Source organism: Plantactinospora veratri, from assembly GCF_036421995.1.
Taxonomy (GTDB): Bacteria; Actinomycetota; Actinomycetes; order Mycobacteriales; family Micromonosporaceae; genus Plantactinospora; species Plantactinospora veratri.
On record NZ_JAZGQL010000038.1, the window covers coordinates 115,138 to 126,826 of the forward strand.

Here is an 11,689-nt window from a genome sequence, read left to right on the forward strand (position 1 = left end):
CTTGCGGTCGTGATCGAACTTCACGACCTGACGAAGCGATACGGCCGCCGGACCGCTGTCGACGGCCTCTCCTGCACGGTACGGCCGGGGCACGTCACCGGCTTCCTCGGCCCGAACGGAGCGGGCAAGACCACCACGCTGCGGATGATCCTCGGCCTGGACGCCCCGACCCGGGGCACCGCCACGGTCGGCGGCGTGCCGTTCCGGAGCCACCGCCGTGGGCTGCGGCACGTCGGAGCCCTGCTCGACGCGAACCACGTGCACGGCGGACGCAGCGCCCGGGCCCACCTGTCCGCGCTGGCCCGCAGCAACGGCCTGCCGCCGCGCCGGGTCGACGAGGTACTCGGCGAGGTGGGACTGACCGAGGTGGCCCGGCAGCGCGTCGGCGGATTCTCCCTCGGCATGAAGCAGCGGCTCGGCATCGCCACCGCACTGCTCGGCGACCCCCCGGTACTCCTCTTCGACGAGCCGATCAACGGGATGGACCCGGAGGGGGTGCTCTGGGTCCGGCACCTGTTCCGCCGGCTGGCCGCGCAGGGCCGGACGGTCTTCCTCTCCAGCCACCTGATGACCGAGATGGAGAACACCGCCGACGAACTCGTGGTGATCGGCCGGGGACGGCTGGTCGCCGCCGAGCCGCTGGCCGACTTCGCCGCCCGCAGCGGCCGGCGCAGCGTGCTGGTGCGTACCCCACGGGCCGCCGAACTCGGCGCGGTGCTGGGCGCCGCCGGGGCCCGGGTGGAGCCGGCGGGCACGGACGAGTCCGGGGTGCACACGCTGACCGTCACCGGGCTGCTGGCCGAGCAGATCGGCACCCTCGCCTTCGACCACCGGATCGTTCTGCACGAACTGGCCACCCGGACCGCCTCCCTGGAGGACGCCTTCATGGAACTCACCGCCGACCGCGTCGAATACCTCGCCGGGCAGCCCCGATGAGCGCCGGCACCGCCACCCCGGTACCGGCCCCGTCGAGCCCGGCCGGTCAGGTCACCGAGCCACCCGCTCGGTTCCGCGACCTGGTCGCCGCCGAATGGCTCAAGGTCTGGTCGCTGCGCTCCACGCCCTGGACCCTGCTCCTCGGCACGCTCTTCGTCATCGGCACCGCCACGATGGAGGCGCTCGACGACTACCGGGACTTCCCGACGATGAGCCCGGAGGCGCAACGGGAGCCGATGTTCGCGCTCGCCGACGCGTTCCCGCTGATGGGCTACTGGACGCTGGCGCTGGTCGCGGTCAGCGCGGGCGCGATCACCGTCGTCGGCGAGTACGCCAGCGGCCTGATCCGGACCACCACCGTCGCGGTACCCGCCCGGGAGTCGGTGCTGCTGGCCAAGGCGGTCGTGGTGGGCGCGCTCTGGACGGTCACCGGCACCCTCGCCGCCAGCGGCGCGTTCACGGTCTCCCAGGCCATCCTCGACGGGCGGGACGCCGCGATATCGGTCACCGAACCGGTCGCGTTGCGTGCCCTGGCCGCGGCCGCGCTACTCCCCGCGGTCTGCGCGCTGGTCGGGCTCGGTCTCGGGGTGCTGATCCGGCACGGCGCCACCACGATGGTCACCGGATTCTTCGCCCTGCTGATGCTGCCGCAGTTCTTCTCGATCCGGACGCGGTGGTCCGCCGAGATCAACCACGCGATGGTACTCACCGCCTGGGAGCGGCTGACCGCGATGTGGGTACCGCCGTCCGGTGACGGCTTCTACCGGCCCGGTGTCACCGAGTCGTGGATCGTCTACGCGGCCTGGCCACTGGTCGCGGTCGTCCTCGCCCTGGTCGTGGTACGCCGCCGCGACGTATGACCGCCCGGCCCGGATCTCGACCCGGCACCGGTACGCGCTCCGGGCGGTGGCCCGCGCGGTCAGTACCGCCACCGGCCGGCTCAGCGCGGTCAGCGGCGTCACGCCGGGTGAGTCCCGAACCGGCCGAAAGTACAGTCGTGGGCCCTGGCGGCCGTGCTTCGGACCGATGCCGGCGGCGGCCCGGCTGCCGAGCATGGAGCGATGCGAACTGAGGATCCCGCTCCGGTGTTGCACGCCGAGCACCTGACAAAACGCTACGGCCGCCGCCCGGCGCTGACCGACTGCGACCTGACGATCCCTGCCGGGCGGCTGATCGGCCTGGTCGGCCCGAACGGGGCCGGCAAGTCCACGTTGCTGCAACTGGCCTGCGGCCTGATCACCCCGACCTCGGGCACCCTGCGGGTGCTCGGGTCACGCCCGGCGTCGACCCCGGCACACCTGTCCCGGGTCGGCTTCGTCGCCCAGGACACCCCGGTGTAGGCGTCGTTCACCGTCGCCGACCACCTGCGGATGGGCGCCCGGCTGAACCCGTCCTGGGACCGGGCCCTCGCCGAACGCCGGATCGCACAGGCCGGTCTCCACCCCACGCAGCGGGCCGGGCGGCTCTCCGGCGGCCAGCGCGCCCAACTGGCGCTGACGGTCGCCGCCGCGAAACGCCCCGAGCTGCTGATCCTCGACGAGCCGGCCGCCGCGCTCGACCCGCTGGCCCGGGACGGGTTCATGGCAAACCTGCGGGAGTTCGTCGCCGAACTCGGCGCCAGCGCCGTCCTCTCGTCGCACCTGCTCGGCGACGTCGAACGGGTCTGCGACCACCTCGTGGTGCTCTCCGGATCCCGGGTGCAGGTGGCTGGCGACGTACCCGAGCTGCTGGCCGCCCACCACCGGCTCCTCGCGCCCGGCGACGAGCTGGACCGGCTGCCGGCCGGGGTCGAGGTGATCCGGGTCGAGCGGACCGACCGGCACTCGCGGGTGCTGGTCCGGGCCGACGGCGGGCTGCCGCCGCTACCGTGGCCGGTGGAACCGGTCCGGGTCGAGGAGCTGGTCCTCGGCTACCTCACCCGGGCGTCCGAGTCGTCGGCCGTCCGTGGGGAGGTCCGGCGATGATCTGGATGAGCTGGCGACAGTTCCGCGCCCAGGCGCTCGTCGGCGTCGCCGCCCTGGTGGTGTTCGCCGGCTACCTGCTCTGGCTCGGGACGCGGATCCGCGACAGCCGGGACGGCTATCTCGGCCGCTGCCGGCCGCACGGCGACTGTGCCCCGGCGATGGGCCAGTTCGTCGCCGAGCACCAGAACACCCTGCTGGTCCTGGTCGGTCTCCTCGGCCTGCTCCCCGGGATCCTCGGGATGTTCTGGGGGGCGCCGCTCGTCGCCCGGGAACTCGACGCCGGCACCCACCGGCTGGTGTGGAACCAGAGCATCTCCCGCCGCCGCTGGCTGCTGACCCGGCTGCTCTTCGTCGGTCTGGCCGGCGCCGCGCTGGTCGGGCTGGTCAGCCTGCTGCTCACCTGGGCCGCCAGCCCCGTCGACGCGGTCGCCGACGACCGGTTCAGCGCCGTCGTGTTCGGCGCCCGGAACATCACACCCATCGGGTACGCCCTCTTCGCGGTCACCCTCGGCACCGTGCTCGGACTCCTCGCCCGGCGTACCCTGCCCGCGATGGCCCTCACGATCGGTATCTTCGCCGTCGTCCAGGTCGGGATGCCGAACCTGGTACGGCCGTACCTGATGGAGCCGGTCGACGTCACCCGGCCGATGACGGCCGAGGCGATCAACGAGGCGCGTGGCCTGGGCAGCATCAGCGGAGCCGCCGTCGTACGTGGACTGACCGTGCCGGACGCCTGGGTCACCCGGACCAGCGAGTTGCGTACCGCGAACGGCCGTACGCTCGACGCCGGCCGGTTCGACGACTGCCTGATGCGGCCGCCACGGACCGGGGCGACCGGCACCTTCGGTGATTCCGCGCGCTGCCTCGGCGAACTGGACCTGCACGTCGACCTCTCCTACCAGCCCAATCACCGCTACTGGCCGTTCCAGTGGCTGGAGTCGGCGATCTATCTGGCGCTCAGCGCACTGTTGACCGTCTTCGGGCTGTGGCGGATCCAGCGCCGCCTCGGTTGATCCGCCAGGCGGGCCGGCCGGTGGCCCGGCCGCCGACCGGCCACGACAGCTCCACCCGGCGGCGGGTCGTGAACCCGACCACCCTGCGTACCGCTGTCCGAACCACCCGGAGTTGAATGTCGTGGTGATCGCGATGCGGGCGGCGACCGGGCCGGATCGTCACGGCGGGGCATGAACGGCGGCACCGCACGGGATCGGTGGTGGTTGAGGGCGGCCATCGAACTGTCCCGGCTCTCGCCACCCTCGCCGACCCACTACGCCGTCGGCGCGATCATCGTCGACCAGTTCGGCGGCGAACTCGCCACCGGCTACACCGCAGAGACCGACCCGCACCACCACGCGGAGGAAGCCGCCCTGACGAAGCTCGCCGGCCGCACCGACCTGGAGCTGGCCCGGGCGACGCTCTACACCTCGATGGAGCCCTGCACCATGCGCAGGTCACGGCCGGATCCCTGCACCGACCTGCTGCTCGACGCCGGGATCGCGCGGGTGGTACTGGCGCTGCGCGAGCCGCTGCTCTTCGCCGACTGCGACGGTGTGCGGACGCTGCGCGAGGGTGGGGTCGAGGTCGTCGAGATCAGCGAGTTGGGCCATCTCGTCGTGGCGATCAACGCGCACGTGCTCGGACCCGCCGACCGTCCCCGCGAAGGCCGGTGAGGCCGGCGGTCCCGGCTGGGACGGTGACGGGACCGGAGGGTGGCGGGGTCAGGCGGGGACGGCGGGCGCGAGATCGTGCCGTACCGGTGCGGGTCTGGGAAGGGCGAGCAGCACGACCGTGCCGGCCAGGCAGTAGGCGACGCCCTGGGTGGCGATGACCGGCAGGATGCCGAGGCGCTCTCCGAGGATGCCCGCCGCTACGGTGCCGAGCAGCATCGCCGCGCCGTTCGCGGTGGTGGTCGCGCCGAACACCCGTCCCCGATGGTCGTCGCCCGTCGCGTTCTGGAAGATCGTCATGCCGCCCGCTGTCATGAACGCGACCGGCAGCCCGACGATCGCGATGAGCACCGGCGCGGGCCAGAGCACCGGGGTCGCCAGCGGATACAGGAACAGCAGCAGGTCCAGAGCACCGAAGAGCACCGCGCCCCAGCCGAAGAGCCCTCGTGCGCTGAAGCGGTGCGCCACCAGCGTCGCGGTCAGTCCACCCGCGATCCCGCCGACCGCCTGAGCCGCCATGATCAGACCGAAGACGCGGGCACTGCCGCCGAGCACGTCGCGGACGAACGGCGCCATCAGGGTGCCCAGGATGGCCTCGCCGACTCCGGTGACGACGGTGAACGCCAGGAAGACCTTCAGGGTCCGGTGCGAGAGCGCGATCCGGATGCCTCCGGTCCACTGCCGCAGCAGGCGCGGTCGCACCGGGGCGGTGGAGCTGCGCCGGTCGCGGATCCGCCAGAGCAGCCCGGCCGCGAGCGCGAAGGTCAGCATGTCGACCAGGCCCAGCAAGGTGATGCCGCCGAGCCCGGCGACCACTCCGCCCGCCGCCGCACCGACCAGTCGGGCCACGTCCCCGGCCTGGCCGTTGAGGGAGTTGACCGTGACCAGGTGGTCGGGGGGCACCAGCATCGGCACGAGCGCCGCCTCGGCCGAGGTGAAGAACGGTGCGAGGCAACTCTGTACCGCGATCACCAGGTAGACCAGCCAGACCTGACCGGCGTGCTGGACCACCAGCAGTGGCAGCAGGGCGACCAGCATCAGCAGGTTGGTCACGACCATCGTGCGACGGCGGTCCCACCGGTCGGCGTAGACCCCGGCGACCGATCCGAGCGCGATCTGTGGCAGCAGCGAGGCCAGGACGGAGCCGGCCGAGGCGAGGGTGGAGCCGGTCAGGACGTAGACCTGGTAGGCGAGCCCGGTCCGCAGGATCCAGTCACCGGTCAGCGAGATCAGGTTTGCGCCGAGCAGCAGCCGCAGGTCGGGGTTGGCGGCGAGAATGCGCCAGAGCCGCCGCACCTCAGCCACCCGAAGGCGTCGGGGGCAACGGTGTGGCGACGAGCGTCAGGTTCACGGGTACGACGTCCACGGGTCGTTTGTCGGCCTCCCCCAGCGGCCGCCGCCGAGCCAACGGAGCCACCAGGTCCTCCCACCGGCGCTTGAGTTCGGTGAACTCCTCGATGGTGAGATAGAGCAGGCTCTGCGAGACGCTGACCTGCTCGGCCCAGTCGGGGTCCTCGTCGGCGCGCCGCCGCTGCCAGTCCGCGAGCTGCGTGGCGGCCTGCTCGACGAGGTACCGGTCGAGCAGGCCGAGCGAGTCCCACGCCTCGAAGGACCCGTCCGCCGCCTCGAACCGGTGTGACACGGCGGTGATCCGCCACGGTCGCTCCCGGTTGTCTCCGGCGTCGGCGGGTTCGACGAAGCCGTACTTGGCGAGTTGGCGAAGGTGGTGCGAGGCGAGTGCCTGGCTGATGTCGAGCTGCCGGGCGGCGTCGGCGGCCGTGATGGAGCCTTCGCGGCCGACGAGGGCGTGCAGCCTGAGCCGGAGTGGGTGGGCCAGTGCCCGCAGCGCGCGGGGGTCACGGACGACCCGCTGCCCGGAATTCGATTCCAAGGACATGCTTGGAATCTCCTCCGAGCCGGTACGGATGTCAAGCAAGTGCTTGGGATGTGCCCGCTAGCCGTGGCTCGTCGGGGTGCTCTCCGACGTCGGCCCGGCGAGGTCGACGACGTAGAAGATCAGCGGACCGCGATCGTCCCGGTCGGTCCGTGCGATGCGCATGCCGAGACGCTCGGCGATGCGGCGTGACGGCACGTTGCGCGGGCGGATACTGGCCCAGACCCGGCCGATGCCCGCCGAACGGCATTCGCTCAGGACGGCGCGGGCGGCTTCCGAGGCGTACCCGTGGCCTTGGCGGCTCCTCCGGATCAGGTAGCCGATCTCGGGCTCGACGTACCCGGTCGGTCCGCTCAGCATGCCGCAGTTGCCGATCAGCGTGTCGGTGTCGAGATCCCGCAACGCGTACCAGCAGAGTCCATGCTCCCGCTGCACGCGCATCCGGTTGCGGATCCACCGTTCGGTCTCGGACAACGCGGTGAACGGTCCCGATCCGATGGTGTGGGTCAGCGGATCGGCGAAGAGACCGTGCAGTTCCTCGGCATCATCCAGGGTGAAGGGCCGAAGGCGCAGTCGCGGCGTGGCCAGCGAGGTGCGCATCCACACGCCGGTTCGGGCGGGCAGGCCCGCATCGCCGCCGTTCACCGCACCGCGCCCGTCACAGCCGGCGGACGCGCAGCACGCAGGTCAGCATCGGCAGGGTGAACCCGCCGTCCGCCGTCTCCGGCCGGCTTGCCAGGAAAGCCCGGATCCGGCCGAGCGTGGCCTGCCGCTCCCGCTCCGGCATGACCAGCATCCCCGCCCTCGTCGCGAGTGTCGCGACGAGGGAGTCGGCGGTGCGCAGCTGCCCGTGCGGGAACTCGGCCTGCTCCGCCGAGCCGAACCGGGCGGCCCCGCCAGTCTTCGGAAGGTGCGCGTCGGCGGTCTCGGCTCGCCAACTGGCGGGGGTGTCACGCGGGCCGATGGCCGCGCTTCCGCTGACCCGCGCCAGCCCGGCGACCCAGTCGACCCGGTCGTCCACGACGTTCCACAGCCCGGCCAGGATGCCGCCGGGTGCCAGAACCCGGGCGATCTCGGGGCCCGCGACGGCCATGTCGAACCAGTGCATGGCGTTGCCGGCCAGTACGGCATCGACGGACGCGTCCGGCAGCGGTATCGCCTCGGCGCTGCCCGGCAGGGCAGGAACATCCGGCAGTACGCCACGCAGCTCGGTCAGCATCGCCGGGTCAGGCTCGACGGCGGTGACGTCGGCGCCCAGCTCGACCAGCGTGGCGGTGAGCTTGCCGGTTCCGGCGCCGAGGTCGAGCACCCGCGCGCCGGGCGCGGACTGGAGTGCCCAGCGGATCGCGGCCCGCGCGTAGTCCGGACGGTGCTCGGCGTACGCGGTCGCCGCCGCACCGAACGACGAGGCGTGCAGGTGTCGCATGTCCTGTTCCACGCGATCAACCTATCGATCGGCGCACTCGCTGGAACACACCCGCGCGTCAGGAAGAGTCCGCCTCGCCGATGCTGTTGCGCCGGCCGCGTCGACGGGCCCGCGCCGTCCAGAGGACGTACGCGGGATCGCGGTCGAGGTTGTGCCGGTCCCGGTCGTAGCGGCGGGTCGTACGCGGGTCCGCGTGTCCCATCGCGTCCTGGACATCCTCCAGGGACACTCCTTCGGCCCGGGCGGTGGTGGCGAACGCGTGCCGCAGCGAGTGCGGCGACAACCTCGCCCAGGCGTGGATGCCCGCTGCCCGGGCGAGCCGGCGGACCAGCCGGAACACCGCGTTCCGGTCCAGCCGGGCACCGGTCGCGGTGACCAGCAGTGGACCGGTCAACTCCGGCACGCCGCACCCCTGGGCGGCGGCCCGGGCGGCCAGATAGGCGTCCACCGCGTACGCGGTGCCGGGAGTGAGGGCGCGGCGACGGACCTTGCCGCCCTTGCCGACGAAGCGGATGCTGCGATGCCCTCGCTCGGTACCCAGGTCGGTCAGATCCAGCGAGATCAGCTCGCCGACCCGCAGTCCCAGGTCGGACAGCAGGGCGATCGTGGCCCGGTTCCGGATCGCGGTCGGTCCGGTGTCGGCCTCGGCCGCGGCCAGCAGCGCGTCGACCTCGTCGGGGGTCAGCCCGACGGTGGCCGAGTGGTCCCGGTCGACCCTCGGGCGGTCGGCGCCGGCCACCGGATTCGCTTCGACGGCGTGCAGCTTGGCCAGGAAGTCGTACCAGCTGGACAGGGCGGAGAGGCGGCGGGCGACGGTGGCCGGGGTGAGCGGGCGACCGCTGCGCAGCCCCAGTGTCGCCTCCAACTGCCGGGCGTACGCGTTGACGTCGAGGAACGTGGCCCGCAGCGGATCGAGGTCTCGACCCTCGCACCAGCTCAGCCAGCCGGCGACGTCCCGCCGGTACGCCTCTCGGGTGTGCTCGGAGAGCCGCCGGTTGTCCAGCCAGGCTTCGGTGAAGTCGGCGGACCCGTCGGCGGTCAGCGCGGGGCTGCTCGACCTGTGCGGCACGACCTCGGATGGCGGCATGTGAGGAAGGTTCTCAGGCCGGCTGCGGACCCGTGCCGAGGCGCGCCCGGCGGACCGCCATCGGAGGCGCGCCCGCTACTCTCCCCGGGTGCTCTCCCAGATCAGGGGACTGTCCCGCCACTTCACCGAGGAAACGCTCCGGACGTACCTGTTGGACCGCTCGGTACGCAACGAAGAGGGCTGCCTCGTCGTACGCGGCTACGGTAGCCGGCGAGGCGTGTACCAGAAGGTGGCGGGCCGGGCCTGGGCGCACATCGCCGCATATGTCGTCTTCGTCGGTGACTACGATCCCGAACTGGAAGTCGCGCACGCCTGCGGTGTGCCGGACTGCATCGAGCCGACCCATCTGCGGCAGCTCAGTCATGCGGAGAACTGCCGAAGCCGTAAGCGGCATCCTCGGTGCCGCAACGGACACGACCGTGAGATCGATGCCCGGACCGGCCGCTATCGCAGGGTCTGCCGACGCTGCAACAGCGACGCGCAGCAGCGGTGGCGAGCACGGCAGGCACGCGAGGTTGCCGAGGGCCGCGCCAGTTACGGCCGCACAACGGATTGACGCGGGGTCGCCGGGTCCGGGTCTCGGTCCTGTGGGCGCCGCTGTCGAGCGACGCCCAGAAGGTCAGCCACTGCTCAGCGGGGCTCTGCGGGACCCGTCTTACACCATCGTAAGTCCTTACGGTAAATAACTGTCATTATGATGTACGCCCGTCCGCGCTGCCCGCGCGGCTCCGCGGCGCCCTGCGAGGTCATTGATGGATTACCGGTAATAGCAATTCGATAATCTCGGTATCGCGAGCGCCGAGCGGGTCCTGTGGGTCGGGGTCGGGGTCGGGTCGGGCGGGATCGCTGGGGCTAAATTGGTGGACAGGGCGCGCGCCGGTCACGATCGTTGGCCGACATGCGACAGGACGAGATCTGGGACGTCAGCGCCGCCGAAAGCTACGACACTCCGGGCACGGGGATGTTCGCCCCCGGAGTCCTCGGACCCGCCGTGGACCGCCTCGCCGAACTTGCCGACGCCGGGCCGGCGCTGGAGTTCGCCATCGGGACCGGGCGGGTGGCCGTACCGCTGCGCGAGCGCGGCGTACCGGTCAGCGGCATCGAACTGTCCCGTCCGATGGTCGACCGACTGCGTACCAAGGCCGACGAGACGAGAATCCCCGTCGTCGTCGGCGACATGGCCACCGCCACCACCGGCGGGCAGTACACCCTGGTCTACCTCGTCTACAACGGCATCTCCAACCTGCTGACCCAGGCCGAGCAGGTCGCGTGCTTCCGCAACGCCGCCCGTCACCTGCGGCCCGGCGGTTGCTTCGTCATCGAACTCTGGGTGCCTGAGCTGCGTAAACTCCCGCCCGGCCAGGAGGCGGTGGTCTTCGGGGCCGGGACCGGCTACGTCGGTCTGGACACCTACGACGTCCTGCGGCAACAGGTGGTCTCCCACCACTTCCGGTTCGGCGACGGTCGGGACGCCCGCGTGTTCCGCAGCCCGCACCGCTACATCTGGCCGGCCGAGCTGGATCTGATGGCACAGCTGGCCGGCTTCGAGCTGGAGTCCCGGCACGCGGACTGGACCGGTGCGGAGTTCACCGCCGAGTCCCGGTCCCACGTCTCCGTCTACCGCCTACCGGCCACCCGCTGAGGCGTATCACCCCGGAGGGCCCGGGCGCTGCCCTGGCCGACCGGAACACAACGAGTTCGGGATCCTCGCCCCGGACAGCACCGACGGAAGGCTGACCGGAAAACCGGTTGAGCCTCGCTGCCGCCTTCCCGTAGGTTGCCTGCGCCCGTCGCCGTGAGGACAGAGGGAAAGACCGCGTGACCCCGCCCGCTCTCTAGACCTGACACCTTCTTCCGCTCACCTGTAGCCGACGACTCCCGTCGGTTCTGCCGGGCTGCCCTTGGGGGCGCCCGGTCATACGGCGCTTGAGGCCGCGCGCATTCGGCCTCGTGTCAGGCCCAAAGAGATCAGGTCTAGAAATCATGTCTTCACAACCTCATATCGTGCTGCCCTGGGTCGTTCGTCGGACCAGGCTGCCGCTGCTGTCGTTACGGTGCGTGGACTGCCGGTCCGAGTCGGCGACCACCGGCGAGGGCAGATTCCGCGTCAACGCCAACGGCAAGCTGCTGGACGTGTGGCTGCTGGCCCGCTGCGTGGGCTGCGATCGGACGAGCAAGCTCACCGTGCACGAGCGAAGGCCGGTCAGATCCTTCGATCCGGCCGAACTCCGCGGCTACCGCCTCAACGATCCCGAACTGGTGGCGTCCCGGCTGTTGGATCCGCTGCTGGCCCGGCGCAACCGCTTCAAGCTGGACTGGACGGGAGCCTGGCGACTGGACACCCCGTCGGCACGGCTCGACGAGGCGTGGCCGGTCCGGGTGGAGGTCGTCTTCGAGGATCCGGTACCGGTGCGCCCGGAACGGCTCATCGCGCAGGGGCTCGGCCTCAGCCGGAACGAGATACTGCGCCGGGTCAAGTGCGACACTCCGCTGCACCGTCCGACGAGCGCCGGATTCACCTGCACGGTGATGGCCGGGGACTAAGGGATGCACCTGTCCCGGACCCTGCGGTGCTGCTTGTTCAGGTCCGCCTTCCACTCGCCCCTGCCTGGCAGGTGGCGCGTGTAGAGCACGAGGTCGCGCCAGCCAGGACAGCTGCTGCCTGTCCTGGCTGGCGCGCCCCCGCGGCCCCCCCGGAATATCACTTTCACCGTG

Annotated in this window: 12 protein-coding genes and 1 pseudogene; 8 read left to right on the forward strand and 5 right to left on the reverse strand. The window is 71.6% G+C overall.

Translation table 11 applies throughout. The features are described from left to right. The first annotated feature begins 9 nt into the window (after positions 1 to 9). The 5 genes and pseudogenes from V1634_RS34330 (at position 10) to V1634_RS34350 (ending at position 4,570) form a co-directional block, all read left to right on the forward strand. On the forward strand, positions 10 to 936 hold the full coding sequence (locus V1634_RS34330) for an ABC transporter ATP-binding protein (RefSeq protein WP_331211796.1): 927 nt from the start codon (positions 10 to 12) through the stop codon (positions 934 to 936). Further along, positions 933 to 1,796 (forward strand): hypothetical protein, encoded by an 864-nt coding sequence (locus V1634_RS34335; protein WP_331211797.1) that lies wholly within the window; start codon positions 933 to 935, stop codon positions 1,794 to 1,796. Before V1634_RS34330 ends, V1634_RS34335 begins: the two co-directional genes overlap by 4 nt. 201 nt (positions 1,797 to 1,997) lie before the next feature. Continuing rightward, positions 1,998 to 2,900, forward strand: a pseudogene (locus V1634_RS34340) (ABC transporter ATP-binding protein). Continuing rightward, complete coding sequence (locus V1634_RS34345; protein ID WP_331211798.1) at positions 2,897 to 3,913, forward strand: ABC transporter permease subunit; 1,017 nt, start codon at positions 2,897 to 2,899, stop codon at positions 3,911 to 3,913. Before V1634_RS34340 ends, V1634_RS34345 begins: the two are co-directional and overlap by 4 nt. A 171-nt stretch (positions 3,914 to 4,084) precedes the next feature. Beyond that, positions 4,085 to 4,570 (forward strand): cytidine/deoxycytidylate deaminase family protein, encoded by a 486-nt coding sequence (locus V1634_RS34350; protein WP_331211799.1) that lies wholly within the window; start codon positions 4,085 to 4,087, stop codon positions 4,568 to 4,570. 48 nt (positions 4,571 to 4,618) lie between these two features. Here V1634_RS34350 and V1634_RS34355 read toward each other — a convergent pair whose 3' ends face one another. Genes V1634_RS34355 through V1634_RS34375 form a run of 5 tightly spaced genes read right to left on the reverse strand, consistent with a single transcriptional unit; the run spans position 4,619 to position 8,974 of the window. After that, on the reverse strand, positions 4,619 to 5,872 hold the full coding sequence (locus V1634_RS34355) for an MFS transporter (RefSeq protein ID WP_331211800.1): 1,254 nt from the start codon (positions 5,870 to 5,872) through the stop codon (positions 4,619 to 4,621). After that, entirely contained in the window at positions 5,865 to 6,464 is a 600-nt protein-coding gene (locus V1634_RS34360; RefSeq protein ID WP_331211801.1) for an ArsR/SmtB family transcription factor, read from the reverse strand. Before V1634_RS34360 ends, V1634_RS34355 begins: the two co-directional genes overlap by 8 nt. A 57-nt stretch (positions 6,465 to 6,521) precedes the next feature. Beyond that, positions 6,522 to 7,106 (reverse strand): GNAT family N-acetyltransferase, encoded by a 585-nt coding sequence (locus tag V1634_RS34365; protein ID WP_331211802.1) that lies wholly within the window; start codon positions 7,104 to 7,106, stop codon positions 6,522 to 6,524. A 13-nt stretch (positions 7,107 to 7,119) separates the two neighbouring features. Then, complete coding sequence (locus V1634_RS34370; RefSeq protein ID WP_407951908.1) at positions 7,120 to 7,887, reverse strand: class I SAM-dependent methyltransferase; 768 nt, start codon at positions 7,885 to 7,887, stop codon at positions 7,120 to 7,122. A gap of 58 nt (positions 7,888 to 7,945) precedes the next feature. Further along, a complete protein-coding gene (locus V1634_RS34375) occupies positions 7,946 to 8,974 on the reverse strand; it encodes a tyrosine-type recombinase/integrase (RefSeq protein ID WP_331211804.1) in 1,029 nt (342 codons plus the stop codon). 88 nt (positions 8,975 to 9,062) lie between these two features. On the opposite strand from V1634_RS34375, the gene V1634_RS34380 reads away from it, so the two are divergent. From V1634_RS34380 to V1634_RS34390, 3 genes are all read left to right on the forward strand, one after another. Further along, entirely contained in the window at positions 9,063 to 9,530 is a 468-nt protein-coding gene (locus V1634_RS34380) for an HNH endonuclease (RefSeq protein WP_331211805.1), read from the forward strand. A 342-nt stretch (positions 9,531 to 9,872) separates the two neighbouring features. Further along, a complete protein-coding gene (locus V1634_RS34385) occupies positions 9,873 to 10,616 on the forward strand; it encodes a class I SAM-dependent DNA methyltransferase (protein WP_331211806.1) in 744 nt (247 codons plus the stop codon). Positions 10,617 to 10,978: 362 nt separating this feature from the next. Next, entirely contained in the window at positions 10,979 to 11,518 is a 540-nt protein-coding gene (locus tag V1634_RS34390; protein ID WP_331211807.1) for a DUF1062 domain-containing protein, read from the forward strand. Positions 11,519 to 11,689 lie beyond the last annotated feature (171 nt).